This is a genomic window from Enterobacter sp. PP-008-ECC_S150 (assembly GCF_045257065.1).
GTDB lineage: Bacteria > Pseudomonadota > Gammaproteobacteria > Enterobacterales > Enterobacteriaceae > Enterobacter > Enterobacter chengduensis.
In genome coordinates this window covers 131,431-158,312 of sequence record NZ_JBJHHG010000014.1, presented here as the reverse complement: position 1 = coordinate 158,312, position 26,882 = coordinate 131,431, and the positions used below count along the sequence as shown (strand labels likewise).

General features: G+C 54.5%; 24 protein-coding genes and 1 riboswitch. Of the genes, 8 read left to right on the top strand and 16 right to left on the bottom strand.

Translation table 11 applies throughout. The features are described from left to right. Positions 1–13 precede the first annotated feature (13 nt). The gene (locus ACJBF3_RS16355) at positions 14–118 is read left to right on the top strand and encodes a tail fiber assembly protein (RefSeq protein WP_406545230.1); all 105 of its coding nucleotides are present in this window, start codon (positions 14–16) and stop codon (positions 116–118) included. Between the two features lie 76 nt (positions 119–194). Further along, positions 195–776 carry a recombinase family protein gene (locus tag ACJBF3_RS16350; protein ID WP_001569399.1) on the top strand — a complete coding sequence of 194 codons (582 nt, stop codon included), beginning with the start codon at positions 195–197 and terminating at the stop codon, positions 774–776. A gap of 75 nt (positions 777–851) precedes the next feature. On the opposite strand, the gene ACJBF3_RS16345 is transcribed toward ACJBF3_RS16350, so the two are convergent. The 9 genes from ACJBF3_RS16345 to sgrR all read right to left on the bottom strand — a co-directional run bounded on the left by ACJBF3_RS16345 (position 852) and on the right by sgrR (position 13,257). Continuing rightward, entirely contained in the window at positions 852–2,198 is a 1,347-nt protein-coding gene (locus tag ACJBF3_RS16345) for a hypothetical protein (protein ID WP_406545229.1), read from the bottom strand. Further along, entirely contained in the window at positions 2,198–2,455 is a 258-nt protein-coding gene (locus ACJBF3_RS16340) for a PAAR domain-containing protein (RefSeq protein WP_045327684.1), read from the bottom strand. The genes ACJBF3_RS16345 and ACJBF3_RS16340 overlap by 1 nt, the downstream gene beginning before the upstream one ends. 17 nt (positions 2,456–2,472) lie before the next feature. Further along, positions 2,473–3,168, bottom strand: a complete 696-nt coding sequence (locus ACJBF3_RS16335; RefSeq protein ID WP_045327685.1) for a hypothetical protein — start codon at positions 3,166–3,168, stop codon at positions 2,473–2,475. A 17-nt stretch (positions 3,169–3,185) separates the two neighbouring features. Then, a complete protein-coding gene (locus tag ACJBF3_RS16330) occupies positions 3,186–5,366 on the bottom strand; it encodes a DUF3274 domain-containing protein (RefSeq protein WP_045327689.1) in 2,181 nt (726 codons plus the stop codon). Then, positions 5,366–7,876: a type VI secretion system Vgr family protein gene (locus ACJBF3_RS16325; protein WP_045327690.1), complete on the bottom strand. Its 2,511-nt coding sequence runs from the start codon at positions 7,874–7,876 to the stop codon at positions 5,366–5,368. The genes ACJBF3_RS16330 and ACJBF3_RS16325 overlap by 1 nt, the downstream gene beginning before the upstream one ends. A 281-nt stretch (positions 7,877–8,157) precedes the next feature. Then, positions 8,158–8,880 (bottom strand): thiamine ABC transporter ATP-binding protein ThiQ, encoded by a 723-nt coding sequence (gene thiQ / locus ACJBF3_RS16320; RefSeq protein ID WP_045327692.1) that lies wholly within the window; start codon positions 8,878–8,880, stop codon positions 8,158–8,160. Next, positions 8,864–10,474: a thiamine/thiamine pyrophosphate ABC transporter permease ThiP gene (thiP, locus tag ACJBF3_RS16315; protein WP_045327694.1), complete on the bottom strand. Its 1,611-nt coding sequence runs from the start codon at positions 10,472–10,474 to the stop codon at positions 8,864–8,866. Before thiP ends, thiQ begins: the two co-directional genes overlap by 17 nt. Then, positions 10,450–11,433, bottom strand: a complete 984-nt coding sequence (thiB, locus tag ACJBF3_RS16310; protein WP_045327696.1) for a thiamine ABC transporter substrate binding subunit — start codon at positions 11,431–11,433, stop codon at positions 10,450–10,452. The genes thiP and thiB overlap by 25 nt, the downstream gene beginning before the upstream one ends. Before the next feature lie 31 nt (positions 11,434–11,464). Next, positions 11,465–11,565, bottom strand: a riboswitch (TPP riboswitch). A 36-nt stretch (positions 11,566–11,601) separates the two neighbouring features. Further along, positions 11,602–13,257, bottom strand: a complete 1,656-nt coding sequence (gene sgrR / locus ACJBF3_RS16305; RefSeq protein WP_045327703.1) for an HTH-type transcriptional regulator SgrR — start codon at positions 13,255–13,257, stop codon at positions 11,602–11,604. Between the two features lie 88 nt (positions 13,258–13,345). On the opposite strand from sgrR, the gene sgrT reads away from it, so the two are divergent. Both sgrT and ACJBF3_RS16295 read left to right on the top strand, forming a co-directional pair. Next, complete coding sequence (gene sgrT / locus ACJBF3_RS16300; protein WP_032644049.1) at positions 13,346–13,498, top strand: glucose uptake inhibitor SgrT; 153 nt, start codon at positions 13,346–13,348, stop codon at positions 13,496–13,498. Positions 13,499–13,618: 120 nt separating this feature from the next. Next, a complete protein-coding gene (locus ACJBF3_RS16295) occupies positions 13,619–14,797 on the top strand; it encodes a sugar efflux transporter (protein WP_045327705.1) in 1,179 nt (392 codons plus the stop codon). A 47-nt stretch (positions 14,798–14,844) separates the two neighbouring features. Here ACJBF3_RS16295 and ACJBF3_RS16290 read toward each other — a convergent pair whose 3' ends face one another. The 7 genes from ACJBF3_RS16290 to leuL form a co-directional block, all read right to left on the bottom strand. Continuing rightward, positions 14,845–15,426, bottom strand: coding sequence for a cytochrome b/b6 domain-containing protein (locus ACJBF3_RS16290; RefSeq protein WP_045327707.1), 582 nt, complete (start codon positions 15,424–15,426; stop codon positions 14,845–14,847). A gap of 106 nt (positions 15,427–15,532) precedes the next feature. Continuing rightward, entirely contained in the window at positions 15,533–16,423 is an 891-nt protein-coding gene (locus tag ACJBF3_RS16285) for a cation diffusion facilitator family transporter (RefSeq protein ID WP_045327708.1), read from the bottom strand. A 161-nt stretch (positions 16,424–16,584) separates the two neighbouring features. Further along, positions 16,585–17,190, bottom strand: coding sequence for a 3-isopropylmalate dehydratase small subunit (leuD, locus tag ACJBF3_RS16280; protein ID WP_045327709.1), 606 nt, complete (start codon positions 17,188–17,190; stop codon positions 16,585–16,587). A gap of 10 nt (positions 17,191–17,200) precedes the next feature. Beyond that, a complete protein-coding gene (gene leuC / locus ACJBF3_RS16275; protein ID WP_045327710.1) occupies positions 17,201–18,601 on the bottom strand; it encodes a 3-isopropylmalate dehydratase large subunit in 1,401 nt (466 codons plus the stop codon). A gap of 2 nt (positions 18,602–18,603) precedes the next feature. Beyond that, a complete protein-coding gene (gene leuB, locus ACJBF3_RS16270; RefSeq protein WP_023310385.1) occupies positions 18,604–19,695 on the bottom strand; it encodes a 3-isopropylmalate dehydrogenase in 1,092 nt (363 codons plus the stop codon). Further along, positions 19,695–21,266 carry a 2-isopropylmalate synthase gene (gene leuA, locus ACJBF3_RS16265; RefSeq protein ID WP_045327712.1) on the bottom strand — a complete coding sequence of 524 codons (1,572 nt, stop codon included), beginning with the start codon at positions 21,264–21,266 and terminating at the stop codon, positions 19,695–19,697. Before leuA ends, leuB begins: the two co-directional genes overlap by 1 nt. 91 nt (positions 21,267–21,357) lie before the next feature. Then, positions 21,358–21,444 carry a leu operon leader peptide gene (gene leuL / locus ACJBF3_RS16260; protein WP_102053920.1) on the bottom strand — a complete coding sequence of 29 codons (87 nt, stop codon included), beginning with the start codon at positions 21,442–21,444 and terminating at the stop codon, positions 21,358–21,360. A gap of 589 nt (positions 21,445–22,033) precedes the next feature. Between leuL and leuO the strand changes: the two genes are divergently transcribed. From leuO to cra, 4 genes are all read left to right on the top strand, one after another. Then, positions 22,034–22,996, top strand: coding sequence for a transcriptional regulator LeuO (gene leuO / locus ACJBF3_RS16255; RefSeq protein ID WP_274533062.1), 963 nt, complete (start codon positions 22,034–22,036; stop codon positions 22,994–22,996). 380 nt (positions 22,997–23,376) lie between these two features. Beyond that, a complete protein-coding gene (gene ilvI / locus ACJBF3_RS16250) occupies positions 23,377–25,101 on the top strand; it encodes an acetolactate synthase 3 large subunit (RefSeq protein ID WP_045327713.1) in 1,725 nt (574 codons plus the stop codon). 1 nt (position 25,102) lies between these two features. Beyond that, positions 25,103–25,594, top strand: a complete 492-nt coding sequence (gene ilvN / locus ACJBF3_RS16245; protein ID WP_045327714.1) for an acetolactate synthase small subunit — start codon at positions 25,103–25,105, stop codon at positions 25,592–25,594. Between the two features lie 179 nt (positions 25,595–25,773). Next, entirely contained in the window at positions 25,774–26,781 is a 1,008-nt protein-coding gene (gene cra, locus ACJBF3_RS16240) for a catabolite repressor/activator (protein ID WP_032644059.1), read from the top strand. Positions 26,782–26,882: the final 101 nt, after the last annotated feature.

Sequence of the window (26,882 nt, the reverse complement as noted above, 5' to 3'; positions counted from 1 at the left end):
TGACGGTGGTTATATTGATGATGCAGATAAACCAAAACTCGCTGCGTGGCAGAAATATCGCTATGCGCTGACAAAGGTTGACCCCGCAAAGCCTGTCTGGCCTGAGATGCCAATATAGGAAGGTTTTTGGAAAAGCAGTTACACATATAGAAATCTGCAAAAATCCTCCCACTATGATGTGAAGGAGGAAATTGATGGCCGTTATTGGTTATATCCGCGTATCAACAATCGACCAGAACAGCGATTTGCAGCGTAATGCACTCACAAGCGCAAACTGTGACCGCATTTTTGAAGACCGTATGAGTGGAAAAGTTGCCAGTCGCCCTGGTCTTAAAGGCGCTTTAAAGTGCATTAATAGCGGAGACACCCTGGTAGTGTGGAAACTGGACAGGCTGGGACGTAGCGTTAAGAACCTGATTGCACTCATATCAGAGTTACATGAACGTGGTGCCCACTTCCGCTCTTTAACAGACAGTATTGATACCAGCACTGCCATGGGGCGCTTCTTTTTCCATGTAATGTCGGCATTGGCGGAGATGGAGCGCGAGCTAATTGTCGAACGGACACTGGCCGGGCTGGCAGCAGCCAGAGCACAGGGACGCGTAGGTGGAAGGCCCAACGCATTAAAAACCCATGAGCGAGAGCAGATTGGGCGGCTATTGACGAAGGGGCACACCCGCCAGCAGCTGGCAATTATCTACGGTGTAGGGTTATCGACGCTTTACCGATACTTTCCGGTGGATGGTCATAGGAAGGATAACGCAGCAGGAATGTAATTCTTTTGCAAATGTTGAAACGCCGCAGCGATGCCATTTATCTCACGGAAATGGGCGCATTTATCGCGCGGCGCATCAGGTGATAGAGAGGAAAGCGCCTGTTGCCGCCGGAACCAACACAGAGAGCATGCTGCTTGCCCATATTACCGTTATGGAAGGCATCTCTCCGGGCTTATTTGTTATTATCATAATGAGAAATAACGAAAATAATAAAAAGAGCCCCATCATAACCCCGTTAACAAAGGGAAGGATCCAAACGTCCCATCGACAGGTTTCGGGTACGTGGGTTTCGTGTGAGGAAAGTGCGGTGATGGAAAATTTATTCATTTCTGAATTTGCCACCAGCTGAGTTCCCTGGGCATATTTTACCGCATCTGCCGCAAGTGCCAGCGCCAGCCATCTGTATCCCTCGCTCTTTTCCCCTAGCGAGGATTCCATTTCCAGGCGTTGCATCGCAACGCTTTTAGCATCCAGCGCCTGCATCAAAGGGTACTTTTCCGTACGGGATAATCCGGTGTACCAGAGCGTTTTAGGGGCCGTCACTGGCCCAACATCGAGATATACCGGCATCGTTTCTTCTACGTCCGTGACCTGACTCATCGGTTGGTACAAATAAACCGGCTTCTCTCCCTCTACGTGCTTGTATTGGTTAGTGAATAAAAAAGAGCAGGCGTTTTCCATTCGCTTACAATCACTGTCTTCCCCATGCAGATCGACCGCGATCAGCAGCCTGTTAACGATGTACGTGTCGCTTGCCGCTATCCACTTGCCGATAATCGTGTAGTCTGGGCACTCGCTGTAAAACTCAATTTTGCCGCCGCGCGCAGGGTGTATTTTCAGACGCTCCATGGCTCGCCTCAGATCCTCCACACAGTTCGCATCGCCCCCGCGAACCCAGACGCATGTTTCTCTTAGCTGATACGCACTCATTTTGAGCTTATCGGCCATTGGCGCGAGCAGGCGCGAAAAGACAGCTTCGTATGGCGTCTGGTCAAACGCTTCGGTTGCCTTAATTTTTAGCGGCGTTTTGGGCGCCAGCGGAAACTCGCCTTCAAGCTTTAGCATATTCAGCGCCAGCTGATTGACCGGAGAGAGGGTCGACCAGGCTGCAATGGCGATGTTCCGACGCGCAAAAATTTTGAGCCCGATCGTCCTGTCGTTCGCAATATATTTACGCATTTCTGCATAGTTTACGAACGTACTGACTATCATTTTCAGCGCAAATACCAGACACGTTACCAGGCTCAGCGGCAGTATTACGGACGGTAAGAAAAAAAATAGCGTCACATGTTTATCCTGAGGCCAGTTAAAGATCTCAAGAATGATCCCCACGACAATAGCGACGAGATACACAGCAGCGATCGCTAACGTCGGCATTTTCACGTCAGCATCTTTCTGCTTCGAATATAGCCACCATTCCATCACATAGCCCCCGCCGTTGGCAGCGTTGTCCTTATTTCACACCCGCACGCTGCTTTACATCGGTCGACAATTACACCTCGTCCGAGCATCGTCCAGCGTGGATGGCACTCTGTAATCGGAAACCTCCCTTTGTGCAGGAGGCACTCAACGATGTCATCTTTTAGCGCCACGGGTTTACCCGTGAAATTGGCCCCGGAAGCTGAAATCACTTTTCCACCGTTCGCGAGCGGATCATCTAAGCGAATTACGCCTTTCATTGTTTATCCTTAGTCATTTATCGAGCGTCCATGTCACAGCGCATATGGTCCCAGCCGGTGTAGTTCTTAACTTCAGGTACCTTATCGGGCTGTCCCTGCCAGTTGCTTTTATATTGCTCAATACTTTCCTTAAGTCCCTGTGGGGTCATATACACCATGCCCCAGGGCCATCCGGGGAAGCGAGGTTCGATTTGCTGCACTGTTCCGTCCTCCAGTTGATACGTTACGCCAGGACCGCCGGAAGCCAGGCGCGGATCATCAAATGGCTTGGATGACATATAAAGCCGGTGCTTCGTCTGCAGAAAGCCCTGGTCATTCACGACAGTGAAGGAAAGCACGTCATCGCGAGGTGGCGAGTTCATGCCGTCCGGTTCATTCTCTCCAGGAGAATAGCTGACAGACCGCCAGGTTTGACCGTAATCTTTAGATACTATGAAACCGTCAACCTCCCAGTTAGTGATGGCAATGTAACGTTCTGAGGGATGAATAAATTTTTTGGTGAAGATGCGATAGAACTGGCTAGCCGGTTCTGTATGAATCCCCCGTTGCGTATCGGTGTACCAGAGCTCGCCTTCACAATCCCAGCCTTTCAGCTCCAGATAACGATGGTCATCAAAGCGGTAAACCACCTGCGTCGGCGGCTCGGTGGCCTGACAGGCTGAAGTCATCAGCAATACAGACAGTGCTGTTCCTGCTATATATTTAGTTTTCATAGACTTCCCTGTTCTGCTTAGTAAGGGCGAAGATCGAGTGCCGACCTCTGATTTTGTAATCCCAGCTCTCTATCACTTTTAGCTTTGGGCATATCCCATTGCAGATTTTTTATTACCTGGTTACCGGCAGACAAATCCCTCGATGGTTTCACCGTCGTGGCATTCTGATATTCATTTGACACGCCAAAATTCCCTGTAGGTAAGACATCATCAGGCTTGTTCATGAAAAATTTTGTTGAAATTACCGGCAATTTTCCAGAACGGTAATACTCCGTTGCCTGCTGGTTTTTATTCAACGGGTCCCGCCAGTCCGCACGGTGCAACAGGTCTTCCCAGAATTTACCTGCCTTAAAGTCAAATGACCGGCACTGGCCGATTGCCAGGTCAAAGGCCATCGCATGGGACGGTGCGTATTCACTCATCACGATTGACGAGTGCTGGCTGTAGCTCACCGGATCGGACTTCGCCCACTCCTGTTCCAGCTCTTCGCGCGGGCGAAGCCAGGTTAAGGTGACGGTTTGAAAATCCTTTGAGCCACCGACTACTCCGTTGATAACCTTTACGCCCCGCTCATGGCTTTCCATTTTCAGCTCATCAGGCGTCAGGACATGGCCGGGACGCCAGCTGAGGCTCTGGTACCTGCTGACACCGTACGTGGCGCTTTGCGTACGTTTGATGGCACAGGCTTTTGCTGAATAGGAGATATAGGCGTCCGGACTGTCCGGATCGATATAGGCGGTATAGGGCTTATCACTCGTTTTGGGATCGTCGTCCTTATGATTACCGGCCCCCTGCAGCGTAAAGATAAACGTCTGCGGTAGCTCTTCACCGTTCACAACCACGTCATGCGCCGTGTAAGAGGCGTTCATGATTGAACTGTAATCTGCATCACCCGTTCTTGCTGACGGCAGGCTAAACGTTTTCCCGTCCGGCTTCGTTCCCACTTCTCCATGTTGATAGAACACCCGCTGATACAAATTTGGAATAGTCTTAGCAATATCTTCAGGTACGCCCCGCCAGCCGAAGCCCTGAATGTTTTTGAGCGACACGGTGCCATCATTTGGGCAAAAATAGTTATAGACCCTGCCGTTATTATCACGGTTATATCTTGTATCCGTCCTTAACGGGTTGTCGGATGGTTTACGCAGCGTGCAGGCACCTTCCATTGCCAGGATATCGGCTTCTGTTATCTCACCGCCTTTGTAGTGCGTCGCCATCAGCGCGCAAAAGTTCTTAAACGTCTGCACCCGCGCATCAGATGTCTGGTGATGGCCGGGCTGAATATCTTCAGCCAGACGGCTTTCAAGGGAATACGGGGAGTGGTTGAGGATGACGCAGTTGACCGGCTCATATCCTGCCTGCTTCACCAGCATGTTTGCCAGCATGGTGATGATGGTCCCCTGGCTGTAGGCCACGATATTAATTGCGTCTTTTGTCGTCTCAGGTTCAGTTCTGATTTGAAGAATCAAATCAGCCAGGCGCTGTGCGGCGAAGAACTGGTAGATGCGGTGCGGATTGGGAAAGATGGGATGGGTAAAATCTCCACCATTCGCATGCAGCGTTATAATTCCTGCTGCGGACGTTGCTAATCCTCCCGCGCCAGGCCCCAGCATATCCGGAATGTTTGTTGTCGCGTTCGCAAACGTGCCGCCGCCCTTGGCATAGTTAACGTCGAGAGCGTTACCAAAATTGTCGTTCTGAAATTTAAACGCCCCCTGGCCGTCATTTCCCAGGCTCTCTTTTTTCTTCTTCTCATCTTCCTTGTAAGCGTCGAACGGCAGGTGCGCCGCCTCCTTCAGCCTGCTGACTTCATCGCGATAGCGTTGCTGATCTGCGCGATATTCATCATGCGTGACGGGCTTATAGCCCCAGTAAAACGGAATAATAGGCGAGCGTCCCGGCGCCGTAATTTTCTTCTGAGCTTCTTCATTGTGCGACATGATGAAGTCATTCCATTCATGCGCGTACAGGTCGCTCCGGTTAAGCCGCTTTTTTAAGCCAGCGATAATGCCCTTCTCCTGGTTCTGATAGGCTTCACCGACATCGTTCACCCCATGAACCAGAATAACGATCCCTGGCATGGGACGAGGAATACCTACCCTGCAGGTCTGAGCCGTCAGGCTTAAGGATTTATGTACGGGTATGTCATTCTCAGACACCACTCGCGGGCAATACGGGCTTTTTTTCTCGTCAGCCATCAGAGTACCTCCAGTTTGTACGAATCAAGGTCGGCCGCATCCAGCAGCGGGGAACAGCCATTGCTGTCGGTCACGCCTTCAACAATCTGGCCTGCCGAGCTTTTAAGGCGGAACGCGCGATTCGCGAGGATCTGCGCCGGGTCGTCAGACGCATGAAGCTGATAGCGCTGTGCAAACGCGCCCTTGTTAAACGCAGGCGGTTGCGTTTGCACGCTTTCCGCCCCTTTATAGGCAAAATTCGGCGCTTTAATGTCCACGCCGGTTGGCGAGAAAATTTCAACCAGCCCGCTGGGGCTAATGCGGATCCCACCTCCACCGCACACCAGCTGTATTCCCTGCTTCGCGCTGCCGTTAATTTTGCCTGCCGTGCTCGTGACGGTGAAATCATCCTGAGAAAGCATGTGCAGGGCTCCGCGCTGCGCCTCCGTTTTGATATCACCCGCACCGGCAATCAGCTGAATGCCGAGTTTGCGGGCGAACAGAGAGAGCCTTTCCCCGACGGCCAGCGAGAATTTTTTCACCACGTTAACGCTGCCGTTGCGGCCAGCGGTGGCAATAAGATCCTGACCGGCTGAAAGCTGCAGGCTTTGCGGCGTGACGTGGGCCTGTCCTTCTCCGGCATAGGCCAGCAGGCCCGCGCCGGTAAGCTTATTCAGCGTCTTAAACAGGGCATTTTGCCGTTCCGTATCCACATTATCGGCTCCGGCCGTCATTGCGCTTTGCTGCAGCGTCCTGGCCAGCGAGAGGGCTTTTTCGAGCTGCGCGATCGCGGCCGTCATATCCAGCTGTTGCCCCTTGGCGCGCGGCTGTGCTTCAGTGCTGATCATGATCCCTTTAGCGGCTCGCAGCGCCATCCAGTCATCTGTGCGTGCTTCAAGACCTTCCCCGCGCGGTTTTCCTTCCGCATCGACAAGATGACCAACGCTGAGCTGCCCTTTACCGCGCTCTGTTGAAATCTTGATATGCTCCTGGCCCCGCCTGTCTTCCAGACGAATTTTATTCAGGCCTGCAGTACGGATAATATTGCGGGTATCATTGCGGTTTGTGACTACATCAGTATGCGCGCCGTCATGCATGGCATGGGCGATGAACGGCCGATCCGGATCGCCGCCTTCAAACGCAATCGCAACTTCCGTGCCTTCCAGCAGTGGAAAATGAAAACCGTACACCTCTCCGGCATACGGTCGGGCAAGGCGCACCAGCGCACTTTCAAAGCCTGATCGTTTCTCATCAAGATCAAAATCGAACTTCACCCGATAGCGGCCAGCAGCATCAACCCCCGCATAAATTTTATTGCTGCTTATCGCTATGACCTGCGCGGGGACGGTACCTGCGATTTGGGGGCGAGGAAGACATTCTGGCCGGAAACTATACTCAGGCTGGCAGGGGATGCCCGACAGCTGGGCTCGGTAATGCTCTGCGCGACTGCCCGTTATCGTCATTGACGTCACGAGCAAACCTTTCTTAAAGCCATCGGGGATTTGACCGGTTATATCGAACTTTATACCCGGCTGCAGTTCCGCTGCGCTGGTTGTGGCGCCGAGTACACGCTGGGTGTTTAACAGACGCTCATAGCGCAAACGTGCAAAGAACGTAGCGGTTTCGCCTTCTTTTCCATAAAAATCCCCGGCGACCAGAAAATGATCGGAATGGTGGTACTCTCTTCCCGTTGTAATGCCAGCGGGAATGTCGTGACTTACAATAGTTTTATCTGCCTGTGGTGAAAGGGGATCGCGGTAGTTATAGGACCTCACCATAATATTTTCGGGTATTAAGGCGTGCCGTTCTTCCAGTTCTGTCACGTACTCATCATGACTGGTCATCCCGGAGCGCCGGACAAAGGGAAATGTCTTCTCGCTGATAATATAGCGGCTGGCAGAGTCACCAAAAATAACCACCGTTTCCGTCGGCGTGGTATTGTGATTTTCAAGACGGAACCATATTCCCACTTCGGCCAACAGGCGGCGAATAAACTGCAGGTCGGTCTCTTTCCACTGAATAATCATTTCCCTGCGGGGATAGGTATAACTGAGGTTGTCGAAATCAATGTTGAAGCCTTCAAAATAACGGCTCTCTTTCATTAACTGCGTAACGATCTCCGGCACGGTGACATCGGTGTACACTGCCGAACGAAAGTTTCTGTCCAGTAACGCAAGCTCATGTTCAAGCACACATTCATAGAGCGCTTCATCTGAAGACGACTTAAGTCGGGAAAACGCAGTAATTGTCCCATTAATCTGGCGCACTGGCAGCCAGGATGGCTGGCCATGCCATGAGGCCTCAGGATTAGGAGCGCGAAGAAGAAACTCCGCTTTCTGATTCAAAACGGCGTCAGGCGATATATTTGCATTGGGGCTGGTAAAACGAATGGCATAGCGGTAGGGCTGGCTGAGTGCTTCTTCGCCTGTAAAGGAATGAACATCATTTAACGCGTTAGCGTTACGTGGGAAAAGAAGTAAATAGCGGTTTAGCGTGTCATTTTGCTGAAAGTTACCTGGGTGCACTGCCATGACTTTATCCCTTTCAGGAGCAGTAGAATCATAAAATAATACGCTTATAAAAAACAAACGTAAGTATTAAATCCATTTTTCTGTATTAACTTTGGGTTTATTTATTCATTCTTTTTATATTTAAAAGGCATCAATTCATAAAAATAATGTGATTTAAAATAATATTGTGAGGAGCTCAATTTATTATTAGTCAGGACCATCGGTTGCCAGGTAGATTAATATGCGCTCTGACTTTCCATTCAGAGCGACTTTCCGGCTATAACCTTTCAGAAAATGGGTATTTATGAGTCCAGCGAGTAAAGGGGAGGTGCGCTGATGCCCAGCAGCGACGACGCGGCAGCGTTACCCTTCAGCAGTTCTTCCGTCACCCCATCCCACACGATTCTTCCTTCGGCAATGACCACCGATCGCGGGGCAATCCGTGCGGCATCTTCGATGCTGTGCGACACCATCAGCATCGTCAGCTGCTGGCGCTGACAGACATCCTGCACCAGCGTCAGCATCTCCTGACGCAGCGCCGGATCGAGCGCCGAGAACGGCTCATCCAGCAGCAGCATCGGCTGTTCGCGCACAAGACAACGGGCCAGCGCCACGCGCTGACGCTGGCCGCCGGAAAGCTCGCCCGGCAGCCTGTCGATAAACCCGGCGATCCCCATCTGCGCGGCAATCTCCTCCAGCTTATGGCGCTGGGCATCGTTCAGCCTCAGTCCCGGATGCATCCCCAGGGCAATGTTTTGCCGCACCGTCAGGTGGGTAAACAGGTTGTTTTCCTGGAACAGCATGGAGACCGGACGTTTGGCGGGCGGCGTGTGGGTATGATCCTGGTTATCGATGACGATCGAGCCGCTTACCGGCTGCAGAAAACCCGCAACCAGATTAAGCAGGGTGCTTTTTCCCGCGCCGCTTGGGCCCAGCACGGCAATCCTCTCTCCCTGGAGCACGGAGAGCGTGAAGCGCATCGGCAGATGCTGATAAAGCCACGTTACATCAGTCAGTTTTAACATCACGCCCCGGAAGTTTTTCGATAACGGTAAATAAGGCAAAGCACAGCAGCAGGAGCAACAGCGCGGTGACCGCACCGTCCCGACTGCGATAAGAGCCGATTTGCTGATAGAGCCAGTAGGGCAGCGTGCGGAAATCGTCGTTGCCGAACAGCGCCACGACCCCGAAGTCTCCAATGGAGAGCACGCAGGCAAACGCCAGCGCCTGTGCCAGCGGACGTTTTAGCGCGCGCAGCTCGACCACCTTCAGGCGCTGCCAGCCCTGCATGCCCAGCGACTGGCACAGCAAACTGTAGCGGCTGTTGACGTCGCGCATCGGGTTTTCCAGCACCTTGAGCGCGTAAGGGATGGCCATTAAGGCGTTGGTAAAGATGACGATGCCGTCGGCGCGTTCCGGCAGGCCGACGGTGCTGTTGAACAGCAGGAAGAAGCCTGTCGCCAGCACGATCCCCGGCATCGCCAGTATCAGCATGCCCGTCAGTTCCAGCATCTGTCCGGCCTTTTGCGCCTGGCGAGCGTAGAGCTCACGGCTGCTCCACAGCAGCATCATGGTCAGGATCACGCACAGCAATCCGGCTGCCAGCGCGATGCGCAGCGAGGTCCAGGTGGCTTGCCAGAGGACGGGCTGTTGCAGGACGGACATCAGATTGAGGTTCAGCCCGTCAGCGATAACGGCCATCAGCGGCGGCAGAAGAAGCAGAAGCGCCAGCGCGATCAGGACAAAATCGGTAACGCGGCTGGGCAGGCTGTCCTGCGGGTCGCGCCAGCCCGTTATTTGATTGCTGCCGGGGGGAATGGCTTTGCTCAGCCGCTGGCTCAACAGCACCAGCACAAGGCAGCACCCCATCTGCACCATCGCCAGCAGCGCGGCGCGGCCTGGATCGTAGTCGTAACTCAGCGCCTGATAAATCGCCAGCTCAATGGTGGTGGCCTGCGGCCCGCCCCCGAGTGACAGCACGGTGGCAAAGCTGGCAAAGCAGAGCATAAAGATTAACGCCGCCACGGGCGGGATCTGTCGGCGCAGCCACGGCCATTCGACAAAGCGGAAGAATGTCACGCCGCGCATGCCGAGCTGGGCGGCAATCTGGCGCTGCTCGCCGGGAATGTTTTCCAGCGCCTGCAAAAAAAGGCGCGTCGCCATCGGCATATTGAAAAAGACGTGCGCCAGCAGAATGCCCTGCAGTCCGTAAGGAGAGAAGGTCCACTCCAGACCAAGCTGGCCGAACAGCGACGCCAGCCAGCCCTGGCGACCGTAAACGCTCAGAATACCAAATACGGCTACCAGCACGGGCAGGATCAGCGTCATGGCGCACAGGCGCAGCAGCGCCTGCCTGCCGGGGAAGCGCCGCCGATACAGCGCGCGTGCAAGAAAAATGGCGGGGATGACTGACAGCAGGGCAGAAAGTGACGCCTGCCAGAAGGAGAACCGGACCACGTGCCAGAGGTAGCTGTCGTGCCAGAGGGCGAGCATGTCGCTCTCTGGCGCGTTAAACCACAGGGCAAGAAAAGCCCCCAGGCTGACCGCCACCATCACAACGGCGGCGAGCAGCCCGGGAAGTAGCCAGCCGGGAATCAGCGGCTGACGGCGCGTTGCCATTCACTTACCCATGCTGCGCGCTGCGCGGCGACCTGCTGCGGCGTAAACTCCAGCGAGGTTTGTGGTTTGGTTAACTGCTCGAAACCGGCCGGCAGGGAAATGTTCGTGACGGGATACATCCAGTTGCCCGCTGGAATGGCGTTCTGGAACGCCGGTGAAACCATAAACTTCAGGAACTTCTCGGCCAGCTCCGGCTGTTTGCTGGCGGCGGTCCGTGCGGCGACCTCTACCTGCATGTAGTGCCCTTCAGCAAAATTCGCGGCGGCGTAGTTGTCTTTCTTCTCGGCGATAATGTGGTAGGCCGGAGAGGTGGTGTAGCTCAGCACCAGGTCGCTTTCGCCTTTCAGGAACAGGCCGTAGGCTTCGCTCCAGCCTTTGGTTACGGTCACGGTTTTGGCGGCCAGCTTCTGCCACGCCTGCGGCGCTTGATCCCCGTAGACCTTTTGCATCCACAGCAGCAGGCCCAGCCCTGGCGTGCTGGTACGCGGATCTTCATAGATCACGCGCCATTTCTGGTCGCTCTCAACCAGCTCTTTCAGGCTCTTCGGCGGATTTTTCAGCTTGTTTTTATCGTAGACAAACGCAAAGTAGCCGTAGTCGAACGGCACAAAGGTGTCATTTTTCCAGCCGCCCGGCACGTTAACGGCATCGGCCGCGACGCCGCTTTTGGCAAACAGTTTGGTTTGCGAGGCGGCCTCCAGCAGGTTGTTATCCAGCCCGAGCACCACGTCGGCCTTGCTGTTTTTCCCTTCCATGCGCAGACGGTTGAGCAGCGACACGCCATCTTCCAGCGCCACGAACTTCAGCTCGCAGCTGCAGTCGGCTTCAAAGGCTTTTTTGACCACCGGGCCAGGGCCCCAGTCGGCAGAGAAGGAGTCGTAGGTGTAGACCGTCAGAACGGGCTTAGCAAAAGCAGGCAGCGCAAACAGCGCCAGCAGGGGAAGAACTTTTTTTAACACTTTGCACCTCAAAGTTGAGTGGCAAAGGATTTTGAGCAACAGCCTCAAATCCCTTCGCCGGCGTTATCCGGATCAGGTTCGACGGGTATTATCTCAGCGCACATCTGTGATGCAGCACCCCGTTGAGAACGGCGCTATTGTAATGATTTGGTGAATATTACGAAAGCGTTATGGCTCCGGCGGCGCAAACCAGGCGGATTTAAAATCAAACCAGCCCAGGGTGTTCATCCGCAGGCCGCGCATACTGCGCTGGCCCTGGATCATCAGCCAGTGGTGGATCAGCGGGACGATCGCCTGTTCCTCCAGCAGGTCCTTGCACCATACGGCAAGATTCATGTCGCCAGCGCGCCATTGTTCGGCGTCCTGCTGCCAGTCGCGCGTGATGCAGTGCTGGATCAGCGGGACCTCATACAGGTGAGAAAAGAGCGAGAAATCGAGCGGCAGGGTGAAGTTGGCGCTGTTTAACCAGATATCGCTGACGATGTCTCCGCGGTGCCATTCGTCATAGTCCACTTCTTTCACCTCCAGCGTAACGCCTTCTGCGGCCAGCAGCCGGGCCATGATCCCGGCGATAAAACGATGCTCCACGTGCTCGCGGTAGTAGGTCAGGGTGATGGACTCCAGCCCGGCAGGCCTGTCGCAGCGCGTCGGGCGGGCGTGGTGCCAGCGCGGAAGCAGGCCATAGGCCGGGAACCAATATGTCTGGTACTGCTCTTCCGCGTGGTAGATCAGATTGGAGGGGGACAACACGTGGCTGACCCACTGACGAACGGCCTGGTTTGCCCCCCGGTGGGTGCGGCTATCAAACAGCAGATAGTAGCATCCCTCCTCCAGACGACTCTCCACCGCCTTTTCTCCCGCAGTGGGCCCTTCCAGCGTCAGCCCGCAGCTCAGGTCTTCATTGAGATCCGGCAATACCCAGACGTTCACCTCGTCAATCAGCGCCCGATAGCCAAAGTAGTCATCGAAAGCGCGGATTTTTAGCTGGTTGCTGTTATTGCGGGACACGGAGTAGGGCCCGGTGCCAATCGGCAGGCTGGCAAAGTTGTTCAGCGATTCCCACTCGGCGGGCAAAATCATCGACGGCACATAGCCCAGCAGCCAGGGAAGCCACTTATCCTGCTGCGACAGCTCAATATCCAGCGTCCATGCCGTGGGGGAATGAACGCGGGAAATATGCGAGTAGAGCGGTAGCCTGCGGGCGCGCTCCAGAGAGGCGATGACGTCGTGTATCTCCAGCTCGCGCCCGTGGTGAAAGTGGATGCCGGGGCGCAGGAAGAACCGCCAGTGAAGCGGGGAAAGCTGCTGCCAGTGGTGCGCGATATCCGCCTCCAGTTCCCCGTTTTCCTCATTTATGCGCGTCAGGCCGTTGAAAATTTGCCGTGCGATATGGGTTTCCGAGCGGCGTAGCGCCGTGCCGGGCAGCAGATTTTTCATGGGACGATAATAAAGCACCCGCAGGATGTGCCGGCCCTGGCGAAAGCTGCGTCCAAGATGTGAAACCAGCATCTGGCGCACGGCGGCCTTGTCGCCCACCAGCTGGACCAGCTGATCGATGCGGTCCTGCTCGAGCAGGTCTTCCGCGCGCTGCTGCTGCAACGCCAGCCCGGTGTAGAGAAAGGTCAGCCGCGAGCGTTTGCCGCGTCCCGCCTCCGCTTCCCAGCTTAACCAGCCCTGCTGCTGCATGGTGTTGAGCAGCGTGCGCATATGGCGGCGGGAACAGCTGAGCAGGTCGGCCAGCTCGTTGAGCGTGGTCTCCTGCGATTGCCCCTCGCAGCACTGCCAGAGGCGGATAAACTGTTGTTGCAGACGACCGGAAGGCATAAAAGGGGAACTCCTGACAAAAAACCAGCAATTTATTAATCCCTATATTAGGCCAATAATTCTTCTCGATGAAGCGAGGAGGTAAATTATGAAGAGGTCTACCGCACGTCAGTTTTATCAGCAGTACTTTTCAGCGACAAAGGGATCGTCCTGGCTGGCCCGTCAGTGTGCAGAACAGCGGCTGAAAACGTTAGAAGAATTGATGCAGTGGGACGTTACAACGCCGACCTCTTCCCGCTAACTCGCCTCGATCATGTGTGACTGAGTATTGGTGCTTATCACCCGCCAGCAAAATGTTTTTGCTGGCTTTTTTCGTTTATTCTTTCACCCGGTTTCGATTTGCTTTCACAAGGACTTGCGCATGCTCTGGTTGATGACGATGGGGCGACGCCTGAACGGCGTGTACGCCGCTTTTATGCTGGTGGCCTTTATGATGGGCGTGGCGGGGGCGCTGCAGGCGCCGACGCTGAGCCTGTTTCTCAGCCGCGAGGTGGGGGCACAGCCGTTCTGGGTCGGTCTGTTCTACACCGTCAACGCCATTGCCGGGATCCTGGTCAGCCTCGCGCTGGCGAAACGATCGGACAGCCAGGGCGATCGCCGTAAGCTGATCCTCTTTTGCTGCGCGATGGCCGTCGGCAACGCGCTGCTCTTTGCGTTCAACCGTCATTATCTGACGCTGATTACCTGTGGCGTGCTGCTGGCGTCGCTGGCGAATACCGCTATGCCGCAGCTGTTCGCCCTGGCCCGGGAATATGCGGATAGCTCGGCGCGGGAAGTGGTGATGTTCAGCTCGGTGATGCGTGCCCAGCTCTCGCTGGCGTGGGTCATCGGCCCGCCGCTGGCCTTTATGCTGGCGTTAAACTATGGCTTTACCGCGATGTTCTCTATCGCCGCGGCCATTTTTGCCATTAGCCTGGTGCTAATTGCCTTCGCGCTGCCGTCGGTGGGGCGGGTGGAACAGACGACGGATAAACCGATAACGCAAGCGAGCGGCTGGCAGGACAAAAACGTCCGCATGCTGTTTATTGCCTCGACGCTGATGTGGACCTGCAACACCATGTACATCATTGATATGCCGCTGTGGATCAGCAGCGATCTCGGTCTGCCGGACAAGCTCGCGGGGATTTTAATGGGGACCGCTGCCGGGCTGGAAATCCCGGCGATGATTCTGGCGGGTTACTGCGTTAAACGCTTCGGAAAGCGTCGGATGATGATCGTCGCCGTAGCGGCCGGGGTGCTGTTCTACGCGGGGCTGATCCTTTTTCATTCGCGTGAAGCGCTGCTGGCGCTGCAGCTGTTTAACGCCGTGTTCATCGGGATTGTCGCCGGGATCGGCATGCTCTGGTTTCAGGACCTTATGCCGGGGCGTGCAGGCTCGGCAACCACGCTTTTTACCAACAGCATTTCAACCGGGGTGATTCTGGCGGGGGTGATTCAGGGGGCGCTGGCGCAAAGCTACGGGCACGGCGCGGTGTACTGGATGATTGCGGCGCTCTCCGTCGTGACGCTCCTGCTGACCTGCCGCGTTAAAGACGTGTGACCGGGTAAATGAAGCGGAGCCCGGGCTCGCCGGGCTCTGCGAACCTTTTATTCTGAATACTGATATTTGCGCTGCGCGCGTAGCGTCAGATACATGTGGACGAGGCCCATGAAGCCGTGTGCCCAGAAGTAGGTCTCAATAAAGACCGTCAGGAATTTATGCAAACCCAGGACGGATTCCGTGACGGGCGACACCGGCCCGAGCGTGGCGTTCAGCACGAACCAGGCTGCGCCGCAGAGCGCCACGCCCAGCAGCGCCAGCACGCCAAGACCCTGCACCGTGGCCGCCATCCCGCCAGCATGCGCGTCGGGAAGCTGACGCTGCGTGAGGGTACGAATATCGTCAACGATTCCGCGAAAATCCAGCGCCAGCCAGGCGAAGTAATACTTAAATCCGCGCTGGGTTAACATCCATGCCATCATGGCAATGCCGCAAAAAATTAAACCAAATCCGGAGATAACGTGGATCCAGGTAACAATTCCGTTCAGCCCGGATTCGTGGAGGGCTTCGCTTTCGGTAAAATTGGAATTAATTATTTGCGCTAATACCAGCACGGCCACAACAATGTGCAGCACGCGAAGAAAAGGCGTTTCTTTATGGGGAAGCGTATCGCGTATTGTTGGGTTCATCGCTTTTTACCTCAATAATGAGAGAGCTGATGCGATGCAGTGTGACGCAGATTAATTAACGAAACCTTAACTAGCGGGTGCGTCACGCTGTATTTATGCGTGCCGGTTACTGGGCAGGATCAATATGCGTCATGACGTTCAGCACCTTAAACTTTTGCATCACCTTGTTTCTGGCATTGACGGCAATCTGATGCCCTTCTTTTACGCTTAATTCACCGTTCACTTCGAGATGAACATCGACGAGAGCTAAATCGCCCATCTTGCGGGTTTTTAAGTCATGGAGTCCGGTGACGCCTTCGGTTGAGAGCAGGCACGTTTTGATATCGTTTTCCAGTTCGGGTTCAAGCGAACGGTCCATCAGATCGTGCAGGGCATCGGCAGAGAATTTATAGCCCATATGGGCGATGAAGATGCCGACAATCAGAGCCGCAACCAGGTCCATTGCGTGAAAACCGAGTAAATTTCCGGCAATGCCGATAGCGACAACCACGGACGACGCGGCGTCAGAGCGGGCATGCCAGGCGTTGGCAATCAGCAGCGAGGACTGAATGCGTTTTCCCGTGGCGAACATGTATCTGAATAAACTTTCCTTCACCACCAGCGCCAGTATTGCCACCCACAAGGCGGCCCCTTTCACCAGCTGATGGGTCTCGGGGTGAAGCAGTTTATTGCCTGCGGACCACAGCATCCCAACGCCCACCAGCAGCAGAATAGCGCCAATAATGAGCTTCGCACCGTTTTCGAAACGCAGATGACCGTAATGGTGATCGATATCAGAGGCTTTATGACTTTTTTTATTCGCAATCAGAACGACAAAATCAGAGGATAAATCGGAAAGAGAATGAATCCCATCAGCAATTAACCCTTGCGAGCCGGAAAATAATCCTGCAAGTATCTGAAAGCCGGTGAGTAAAATATTAATTATCACGCTCACTAATGTGCATTTATGTATTTCTCGCGAACGGAGATGAGACTCATTGCCATTTTTCTTTTCCATGATGATTTCCGCTACAAACTGATTGAGCGAGTATTCTGCGCAGGGAATATTAAATTGACATTAAATATAACGTCTTTATCCGCTAAATGTTGGAAGCAGTGACAGAATGAGAGGGGACGAGCGTAAAGTGCGGCCTGCAGTGTGCACTGCAGGCCGGAGCATTATCTCATAAACGCAGGTTGTTTTTGTTCGTAGGAGGCAATTGCCGCGTCGTGCTGGAGCGTTAAGCCAATGCTGTCCAGTCCGTTCAGCATGCAGTGACGGCGGAACGCATCAATGCTGAAGCTGTAGGTCTTGTCCCCGGCTTTCACCACTTCCGCTTCCAGATCCACTTCAAACGCCATGCCCGGATTCGCCTTAACCAGCGCAAATAGCTCATCGACCTGCTCATCGCTCAGCGTCACCGGCAGCAGCTGGTTGTTGAAGCTGTTGCCGTAAAAGATATCCGCGAAGCTCGGCGCAATCACCACTTTAAAACCGTAGTCGGTCAGTGCCCACGGCGCGTGCTCGCGGGATGAGCCGCAGCCAAAGTTTTCCCGCGCCAGCAGGATGGAGGCGCCTTTATATTCCGGGAAGTTCAGAACGAATTCGGGATTAGGCACTTCGCCTTTGTCGTCCAGGAAACGCCAGTCGTTAAACAGATGTGCGCCAAAACCGGTACGCGTCACTTTTTGCAGGAACTGTTTAGGAATGATCGCGTCCGTGTCGACGTTCGCGGCGTCCAGCGGGACAACCCGGCCCGTATGTTGGGTAAATTTCTCTGCCATGATTGTCTCCTTATTTCAGGCTGCGAATATCGGCGAAGTGGCCGGTGACGGCCGCGGCGGCGGCCATTGCCGGGCTGACCAGATGGGTGCGCCCACCGCGGCCCTGGCGGCCTTCAAAGTTACGGTTGCTGGTAGAGGCGCAGCGCTCGCCCGGGTTCAGGCGATCGTTGTTCATGGCCAGACACATGGAGCAGCCAGGCAGGCGCCACTCGAAGCCCGCGTCGATAAAGATCTTATCCAGACCTTCGGCTTCCGCCTGGGCCTTCACCGGACCGGAGCCAGGAACCACCAGCGCCTGCACGCCGGGCGCCACTTTGCGGCCTTTGGCAATCTCTGCCGCAGCGCGTAAATCTTCGATACGGGAGTTGGTGCAGGAACCGATAAAGACTTTATCAATGGCAACATCGGTCAACGGCACGCCGGGCTTCAGCCCCATATAGGCCAGCGCTTTTTCCGCACTGGCGCGCTCGACCGGATCGGCGAAGGAGGCCGGATCGGGAATGGCGTCGTTGACGGAAATCACCTGGCCCGGGTTGGTGCCCCAGGTCACCTGAGGTGCAATCTCTTCTGCCTGCAGGGTGACGACGGTATCAAATGTTGCGCCATCGTCGGTTTTCAGGGTTTTCCAGTACGCGACCGCGTCGTCAAAATCCTGACCTTTTGGCGCGTGCAGACGGCCCTTCACATAATTGAAGGTCGTTTCATCCGGTGCGACCAGACCGGCTTTGGCACCCATCTCAATCGCCATGTTGCACAGGGTCATACGACCCTCCATGCTCAGCGCCTGAATGGCGTCGCCGCAGAATTCAACGACGTGCCCGGTACCGCCAGCGCTGCCGGTTTTGCCGATGATGGCCAGCACGATGTCTTTCGCCGTGATCCCCGGCGCGGCTTTACCCTTAACCTCAATCTTCATGGTTTTGGCGCGGCCCTGCTTCAGGGTCTGCGTCGCCAGAACGTGTTCCACTTCGGACGTACCGATCCCGAACGCCAGCGCGCCAAACGCGCCGTGCGTTGCGGTATGGGAGTCGCCGCAGACGATGGTCATGCCCGGCAGGGTAATCCCTTGTTCCGGCCCCATCACGTGAACGATGCCCTGATAAGGGTGGTTCAGGTCGTACAGCTCTACGCCAAACTCGTTGCAGTTCTTAATCAGCTCCTGCATCTGGATACGCGCCATCTCACCCGAGGCGTTAATGTCTTTGGTCTGGGTTGAAACGTTGTGATCCATCGTCGCGAAGGTTTTACCCGGCTGACGTACCGGACGCTTGTGCGCGCGCAGGCCGTCAAACGCCTGAGGAGAGGTCACCTCGTGCACCAGATGACGGTCAATGTACAGCAGCGGGGTTTCGTTTGGCGCCTCGTGGACAACGTGCGCATCAAACAACTTTTCATATAAGGTTTTGGCCATGGTTACACCCCTTCTGCGACATAGCGGGCAATGATGTCGCCCATTTCATCAGTACTGACTGCCGCCGTGCCGCGTGCTAAATCACCGGTACGGACGCCTTCTTCTAACGCCCGGTTAATGGCGTTTTCAATTGCGGTTGCTGCATCACCTGCATCCAGGCTGTAGCGCAGCAGCAGGGCCAGGGAGAGGATCTGCGCAATCGGGTTGGCGATGTTTTTACCTGCGATATCCGGCGCAGAGCCGCCCGCGGGTTCGTACAGGCCAAAGCCTTCTTCGTTCAGGCTCGCGGAGGGCAGCATGCCCATGGAGCCGGTGATCATCGCGCACTCATCTGACAAAATGTCGCCGAACAGGTTGGAGCACAGCAGGACGTCAAACTGGGACGGATCCTTAATCAGCTGCATGGTTGCGTTGTCGATGTACATGTGCGACAGCGCGACGTCCGGGTACTGCTTAGCCACTTCACTGACGATCTCGCGCCACAAAATGGAAGACTGCAGCACGTTCGCTTTATCAATGGAGGTGACTTTGTGGCGGCGCTTGCGTGCCGACTCGAACGCGATGTGGGCAATACGTTCAATTTCGAAACGGTGATACACCTCGGTATCAAACGCTTTTTCATGCTGACCGCTGCCTTCGCGCCCCTTTGGCTGACCGAAATAGATCCCGCCGGTCAGCTCACGCACGCACAGAATGTCGAAACCGTTGGCGGCGATATCGGCGCGCAGCGGGCAGAACTCTTCCAGACCCTGATACAGCTTCGCCGGACGCAGGTTGCTGAACAGCTTGAAATGTTTACGCAGCGGCAGCAGCGCGCCGCGTTCAGGCTGCTCCGCTGGCGGCAGGTGCTCCCATTTCGGGCCACCCACGGAACCAAACAGCACGGCATCGGCATTTTCGCAGCCTTCAACGGTGGCTTTCGGCAATGGCGTACCGTGGTTATCAATGGCAATACCGCCCACATCGTAATGGCTGGTGGTGATTTTCATCGCAAAACGTGCGCGAACGGCTTCCAGTACTTTCAGCGCCTGTGCCATCACTTCCGGACCAATACCGTCACCCGGCAACACGGCAATATGGTAATTCTTCGACATTACACGGTTTCCTTGTTGTTCTCTTTATTCTGAGCTTTGCGTTGCAACTCTTTTTCGACTTCGGCGGCGCGCCAGATGTTGTTCAGAACATGCACCATCGCTTTCGCGGAGGATTCGACGATATCTGTCGCCAGGCCCACGCCGTGGAAGCGACGGCCGTTGTAATTGACCACGATATCCACCTGACCCAGCGCATCTTTGCCGTGGCCCTTGGCCGTCAGGTCATATTTCACCAGTTCAACGTCGTACTCGGTGACGCGGTTAATCGCCTGATAGATGGCATCGACAGGGCCGTTGCCGTTCGCTGCTTCCGCTTTAATCTCCTCGCCGCAGGCCAGTTTGACCGAGGCGGTAGCGATGTCGCTGGATCCGGACTGCACGTTGAAATAATCCAGACGGAAGTGCTCTGGCTCTTCCTGCTGCTTGTTAATAAAGGCCAGCGCTTCCAGGTCGTAGTCGAAGACCTGACCTTTTTTATCGGCCAGCTTCAGGAACGCGTCGTACAGCTGATCCATGTTGTAATCGCTGTCCTTGTAACCCATCTCTTCCATGCGGTGCTTCACCGCCGCGCGCCCGGAGCGGGAGGTCAGGTTCAGCTGCACCTGGTTCAGGCCGATGGATTCCGGGGTCATGATTTCGTAGTTTTCACGGTTTTTCAGCACGCCATCCTGATGAATACCGGAGGAGTGCGCGAAGGCGCCGGTACCGACAATCGCTTTGTTCGCCGGAATAGGCATGTTGCAAATCTGGCTGACGGTCTGGCTGGTGCGCCAGATTTCGTTGTGATTGATGCGGGTGTGCACGTTCATAATGTCTTTGCGCACTTTGATTGCCATGATCACTTCTTCCAGCGAGCAGTTGCCCGCGCGCTCGCCGATTCCGTTCATCGCGCCTTCTACCTGACGCGCGCCGGCGTGGACTGCGGCGATGGCATTGCCGACGGCCAGGCCCAAATCATCGTGGGTGTGGACCGAGATAATTGCCTTATCAATGTTGGGTACGCGGTCATACAGGCCGGTGATGATGTTGGAAAACTCAAACGGCATGGTGTAGCCGACGGTGTCCGGGATGTTAATGGTTTTTGCGCCCGCGTTGATGGCGGCTTCTACCACACGCGCCAGGTCTTCGATTGGCGTACGGCCCGCATCTTCACAGGAGAATTCAACGTCATCGGTATAGTTGCGCGCACGCTTAACCATGTAGACCGCGCGCTCAATCACCTCATCCAGCGTGCTGCGCAGCTTGGTGGCGATGTGCATAGGCGAGGTCGCAATAAAGGTGTGGATACGGAACGCTTCGGCGACTTTCAGCGACTCGGCGGCAACGTCGATATCTTTCTCTACGCAGCGTGCCAGGGCACACACGCGGCTGTTTTTAATGGTGCGCGCGATGGTCTGGACGGATTCGAAATCACCCGGGGACGAGACCGGGAAACCGACCTCCATCACGTCGACACCCATACGTTCGAGAGCCAGCGCAATCTGCAGTTTCTCTTTTACACTCAGGCTTGCCTGTAATGCCTGTTCACCGTCACGTAAAGTAGTATCGAAAATAATGACTTGCTGGCTCATGGGTTAGGTCCTTGTCAGTCTTAGGGCGCCTTGCTACGAGCATAAAAAAACCCGCGCAGTGGCGCGGGTTTTTAGTCTTACTGGTGACGATTCAACGCTGAATTTCGCCCGCCAGTCTACCGCGCACAGTTAATGCGTTTAGTAGTAGTAGACCGGTGAAACGAATGGTGCGAATCATGAATCGTGCTCCGTTAAATTCAATATGCTTTTAGTGGTACTGGATACGGACATTCATGTCAACCCCTGAGGATGAAAACGGGCCCGACAGAAGGAATCGACAGGGTATTTACTTTAGCTAATTGTGCTGGTTTTTGCTTTCATGGGCCGACGAATTGTCTAATTTTGGACTTAAGAAAAGAGTTGCAGAAAAAGATAAATATAATTCTTTAAAAATGCGTAAACTGTCCCGGCGTGGAGGTCTTTGGCGTAAAGGGTTTTGATATCATTAAGTTATAATTATAGTGAATCTATTCCAGAATGCTGAAAAGCGAAGGGAGATAACAGGTTGTTAACGCACGGCGGGTCGATAGCGATAACAGTTTAATAATACTTAAGTCATCATTAACCTGACGGCAATTGTGTATTTGTTTGGTTTATGGTTTCATTTAAATCCTAAAGTCAAACATATCATTTGCGCTCTTTAGATTTCGTTAATATAGCGTCTTTATATATTCCGAATTTTAAATAATTCTCTTTCGCTGATCGTATTTGCATGATAAATCATATTTTCCGAGATTTTTACCGTACGGCGGCAAAGGAAGTGTAGCGTGACAGTGGAGTCAGAAGTGCCAGAAAATAATATTAAACAACCTCAAGCTACTGATGGGATTAAACCGCAGTTACGCACGGTGGATCTTAATCTTCTGACGGTATTTGATGCGGTCATGCAGGAGCAAAACATCACCCGCGCAGCCCAAACGTTAGGGATGTCACAACCTGCCGTGAGTAATGCCGTTGCCCGACTTAAAGTCATGTTTAACGACGAATTATTTGTCCGCTACGGAAGAGGGATCCAGCCTACGGCGCGTGCATTCCAGCTGTTCGGCTCTATTCGCCAAGCGCTGCAATTGGTGCAAAATGAGCTGCCGGGATCGGGCTTTGAACCCTTAAGCAGCGAGCGCGTATTCCATCTTTGCGTCTGTAGCCCATTAGATAATTATTTAACGTCGGTTATTTATAATAAAGTTGAAGAGATCGCACCCAATATCAATCTGGTTTTTAAATCATCCCTGAATCAAAACACGGAGCACCAGTTACGCTATCAGGAGATCGAATTCGTTCTCGGATATGAAGAGTTCCGTCGACCTGAATTTTCCTGCGTACCGTTGTTTAAAGATGAAATGGTTCTGGTCGCCAGTAAAAAGCATCCGCGCCTGAATTCTCCGCTGCGCGAAAGCGACGTTTATAACGAGCAGCACGCCGTGGTTGCCCTCGACAGATATGCTTCCTTTAGCCTGCCGTGGTATGAGACGGCGGACAAACAGGCGAGCGTGGCGTATCAGGGCATGGCTATGGTGAGCGTATTAAACGTGGTCTCCCAGACACAGCTGGTAGCGATTGCGCCGCGCTGGCTGGCAGAAGAGTTTTCTGACCCTTTGAATCTGCAAATTTTGCCTCTGCCGCTCAAGCTCAATAGCCGTACCTGTTATCTTTCCTGGCACGAAGCGGCGGGCCGGGATAAAGGGCATCAGTGGATGGAAGAGTTGCTGGTTAGCATCTGTCGCCGGTAAACGTATCAGGATAAATTGCATTGTCTCATGCGATTTATCCTGAGTTCTTTTAGATAACTGCTATTTTATTCTGCGATGTTTTTTTTCGGGCGGCTCTCCGGCGCGTAAAAATAGATGATTTCCTGCATTGTCGCGCTTTTCAGCGATGATTTATCACCCCATCCTCTCTTCCCAGACGAAATAACCATATCTTCTCTTAACGGCTGCTTTTTCTGCTTTACGCACCGTTTATCTCTCCGGGTTTGCTAATTGCCTGCCTCATAACGAGCGGTTAAGGTAAAGAACACTCTGCAAAATATAAGATTGGTTTAGTCCAATCGTAAGACGGTGCGGAAATGAATTCGGCAGTCCGTCTATAACAAAATGCCTGGAGGCAAAGCATGGAGATGTTGTCTGGCGCGGAAATGGTCGTTCGCTCGCTGATCGATCAGGGCGTAAAGCAAGTGTTCGGCTACCCTGGCGGTGCGGTCCTCGATATTTATGATGCGCTGCACACGGTAGGGGGCATTGACCATGTTCTGGTGCGTCACGAGCAGGCGGCGGTACACATGGCTGACGGCCTGGCGCGTGCGACGGGTGAAGTGGGCGTGGTGTTAGTCACCTCCGGCCCCGGCGCGACAAACGCTATTACCGGCATTGCGACAGCGTATATGGACTCCATCCCGCTGGTGATCCTCTCCGGGCAGGTGGCAACCTCACTGATTGGCTACGATGCGTTTCAGGAGTGCGACATGGTCGGGATTTCGCGTCCCGTTGTGAAGCACAGCTTCCTGGTCAAGCAAACCGAAGACATCCCCGGCGTACTGAAAAAAGCCTTCTGGCTGGCGGCAAGTGGACGCCCGGGACCGGTGGTGGTCGATCTGCCGAAAGATATCCTGAACCCGGCAAACAGGCTGCCTTACGTCTGGCCGGACTCGGTCAGCATGCGTTCCTACAACCCCACAACGCAGGGGCACAAAGGTCAGATCAAGCGGGCGCTGCAGACGCTGCTGGCCGCCAAAAAACCGGTGGTCTATGTCGGCGGCGGCGCAATAAGCTCGGCCTGTGAAGTCCAGCTTCGTGAACTGATTGAAAAGCTTAATCTGCCCGTGGCGTCGTCACTGATGGGGCTGGGGGCATTCCCTGCGACCCACCGTCAGGCGCTGGGTATGCTGGGTATGCACGGGACCTATGAAGCCAACATGACGATGCATCACTCCGATGTCATCTTTGCCGTCGGCGTGCGCTTTGACGATCGCACTACCAACAACCTGGCGAAGTATTGCCCGAACGCCACCGTACTGCACATTGATATCGATCCTACGTCAATTTCAAAGACGGTATCGGCTGATGTGCCGATTGTCGGAGATGCCCGTCAGGTTCTGGAGCAAATGCTGGATCTGCTGACCCACGAAAGCACGACTCAGCCGTTGGATGAGATCCGCGACTGGTGGCAGCAGATTGAACAGTGGCGCGCGCGTCAGTGCCTAAAATATGACGCGCAAAGTGAAAACATTAAGCCACAGGCGGTCATTGAGGCGGTGTGGCGCCTGACGAAAGGTGAGGCGTATGTGACCTCAGACGTCGGGCAGCATCAGATGTTTGCCGCTCTGTATTACCCATTTGATAAACCGCGACGCTGGATCAACTCCGGTGGTTTAGGCACCATGGGCTTTGGCCTGCCCGCCGCGCTGGGCGTGAAGCTGGCGTTGCCGAATGAAACCGTCGTCTGCGTGACCGGTGATGGCAGCATTCAGATGAACATTCAGGAGTTGTCTACCGCGCTGCAATATGAGCTGCCGGTGCTGGTGCTGAACCTGAATAACGGGTATCTCGGCATGGTTAAGCAGTGGCAGGATATGATCTACTCTGGCCGTCATTCCCAGTCCTACATGAAATCGCTGCCGGACTTTGTTCGTCTTGCTGAAGCTTACGGCCACGTAGGCATGCGGGTGGCCGATCCGGCTGAGCTGGAAACGAAGCTCGCCCAGGCGCTTGAGCACGTTAAAAACAACCGCCTCGTCTTTATGGATGTGATTGTTGATGGGACCGAGCACGTTTATCCGATGCATATTCGTGGTGGTGGTATGGATGAAATGTGGTTAAGCAAAACGGAGAGAACCTGATATGCGCCGGATATTATCTGTTTTACTGGAAAACGAGTCTGGCGCACTGTCGCGCGTCATTGGCCTTTTTGCGCAGCGCGGCTATAACATTGAAAGCCTGACCGTTGCCCCGACGGAAGACCCGACGCTGTCGCGCATGACGATCCAAACCGTCGGCGATGCCAAAGTGCTTGAGCAGATTGAGAAACAGCTGCATAAGCTGGTCGACGTGCTGCGCGTGAGCGAGCTGGGGCAGGGGGCTTACGTTGAGCGTGAGGTTATGCTGGTAAAAATTCAGGCCAGCGGCTTCGGACGTGAAGAAGTCAAACGCAATGCGGATATTTTCCGCGGACAGATTATCGACGTCACGCCCTCTCTTTATACGGTTCAGCTGGTCGGGACAAGCGACAAGTTGGATGCTTTCCTGGCGTCCGTGCGGGATGTCGCAAAAATTGTTGAAGTCGCGAGATCGGGCGTCGTCGGCCTGTCGCGCGGCGAGAAAATCATGCGTTAGTTGTCAAAAAGGTTCGCCTCTTTCTGCCCGGTCACCAAAGCCGGGCTTTTTTTTGCGTAATCAGCCGACAACGTAAACAAAAGCGGTTGCCGCGAAGGCTTTTCTGCGTTTAGATGTTAAAAGATTTAACCATAACCTTGACAGGGCCATGGACTCTTTTCTTTTTTTAAGGGGCAATTGTGAAACTGGATGAAATCGCCCGGCTAGCCGGCGTGTCACGAACAACGGCCAGCTATGTGATTAACGGTAAAGCAAAGCAGTACCGTGTCAGCGACAAGACCGTTGAAAAAGTGATGGCGGTGGTTCGTGAGCATAACTACCATCCGAATGCTGTCGCTGCCGGCCTGCGTGCCGGGCGCACCCGCTCTATTGGTCTGGTGATCCCTGACCTCGAAAACACCAGCTATACCCGTATCGCCAACTATCTTGAACGTCAGGCGCGCCAGCGCGGCTATCAATTGCTGATTGCCTGCTCGGAAGACCAGCCCGACAACGAGATGCGCTGCATTGAGCATCTGCTCCAGCGCCAGGTGGATGCCATCATCGTGTCGACCTCTTTGCCGCCAGAGCATCCTTTTTACCAGCGCTGGGCGAACGACGCGTTCCCAATCGTTGCGCTGGATCGCGCGCTCGATCGCGAGCACTTCACCAGCGTCGTGGGGGCGGATCAGGATGATGCCGAAATGCTGGCCGCGGAGCTGAGAACCTTCCCTGCTGAAACGGTGCTGTATCTTGGCGCGCTGCCCGAGCTTTCCGTGAGCTTCCTGCGTGAGCAGGGGTTCAGAACCGCCTGGAAAGACGATCCGCGCGAGGTGCACTACCTCTACGCCAACAGCTACGAGCGTGAAGCAGCCGCGCAGCTGTTCGAGAAATGGCTTGAAACGCACCCGATGCCTCAGGCGCTGTTTACCACCTCATTTGCGCTCCTGCAGGGCGTCATGGATGTGACCTTACGCCGTGAAGGTAAACTGCCCTCCGACCTGGCGATTGCCACGTTCGGGGATAACGAGCTGCTCGACTTCCTTCAGTGCCCGGTGCTGGCGGTTGCACAGCGCCACCGCGACGTGGCTGAACGCGTGCTTGAGATTGTGCTGGCAAGCCTGGATGAGCCGCGCAAACCGAAGCCGGGCCTGACGCGTATCAAACGTAATCTCTACCATCGCGGAATTTTAAGCCGCCAAAAATGAAACGACGGGGCAGCGAAAACTGCCCCGTTTTGTTGCGATGATTCGTACAGATAATTCCCGGAGAGAAATTAGGATAATTCTTGCGGGATCGTTATTACCTA

Bases quoted from the DNA above. Each gene is read 5' to 3' on its own strand.
- ACJBF3_RS16350 (WP_001569399.1), top strand. From the start codon at position 195: ATGGCCGTTATTGGTTATATCCGCGTATCAACAATCGACCAGAACAGC.
- ACJBF3_RS16345 (WP_406545229.1), bottom strand. From the start codon at position 2,198: ATGGAATGGTGGCTATATTCGAAGCAGAAAGATGCTGACGTGAAAATG.
- ACJBF3_RS16340 (WP_045327684.1), bottom strand. From the start codon at position 2,455: ATGAAAGGCGTAATTCGCTTAGATGATCCGCTCGCGAACGGTGGAAAA.
- ACJBF3_RS16335 (WP_045327685.1), bottom strand. From the start codon at position 3,168: ATGAAAACTAAATATATAGCAGGAACAGCACTGTCTGTATTGCTGATG.
- ACJBF3_RS16330 (WP_045327689.1), bottom strand. From the start codon at position 5,366: ATGGCTGACGAGAAAAAAAGCCCGTATTGCCCGCGAGTGGTGTCTGAG.
- ACJBF3_RS16325 (WP_045327690.1), bottom strand. From the start codon at position 7,876: ATGGCAGTGCACCCAGGTAACTTTCAGCAAAATGACACGCTAAACCGC.
- thiQ (WP_045327692.1), bottom strand. From the start codon at position 8,880: ATGTTAAAACTGACTGATGTAACGTGGCTTTATCAGCATCTGCCGATG.
- thiP (WP_045327694.1), bottom strand. From the start codon at position 10,474: ATGGCAACGCGCCGTCAGCCGCTGATTCCCGGCTGGCTACTTCCCGGG.
- sgrR (WP_045327703.1), bottom strand. From the start codon at position 13,257: ATGCCTTCCGGTCGTCTGCAACAACAGTTTATCCGCCTCTGGCAGTGC.
- sgrT (WP_032644049.1), top strand. From the start codon at position 13,346: ATGAAGAGGTCTACCGCACGTCAGTTTTATCAGCAGTACTTTTCAGCG.
- ACJBF3_RS16295 (WP_045327705.1), top strand. From the start codon at position 13,619: ATGCTCTGGTTGATGACGATGGGGCGACGCCTGAACGGCGTGTACGCC.
- ACJBF3_RS16290 (WP_045327707.1), bottom strand. From the start codon at position 15,426: ATGAACCCAACAATACGCGATACGCTTCCCCATAAAGAAACGCCTTTT.
- ACJBF3_RS16285 (WP_045327708.1), bottom strand. From the start codon at position 16,423: ATGGAAAAGAAAAATGGCAATGAGTCTCATCTCCGTTCGCGAGAAATA.
- leuD (WP_045327709.1), bottom strand. From the start codon at position 17,190: ATGGCAGAGAAATTTACCCAACATACGGGCCGGGTTGTCCCGCTGGAC.
- leuC (WP_045327710.1), bottom strand. From the start codon at position 18,601: ATGGCCAAAACCTTATATGAAAAGTTGTTTGATGCGCACGTTGTCCAC.
- leuB (WP_023310385.1), bottom strand. From the start codon at position 19,695: ATGTCGAAGAATTACCATATTGCCGTGTTGCCGGGTGACGGTATTGGT.
- leuA (WP_045327712.1), bottom strand. From the start codon at position 21,266: ATGAGCCAGCAAGTCATTATTTTCGATACTACTTTACGTGACGGTGAA.
- leuL (WP_102053920.1), bottom strand. From the start codon at position 21,444: ATGATTCGCACCATTCGTTTCACCGGTCTACTACTACTAAACGCATTA.
- ilvI (WP_045327713.1), top strand. From the start codon at position 23,377: ATGGAGATGTTGTCTGGCGCGGAAATGGTCGTTCGCTCGCTGATCGAT.
- ilvN (WP_045327714.1), top strand. From the start codon at position 25,103: ATGCGCCGGATATTATCTGTTTTACTGGAAAACGAGTCTGGCGCACTG.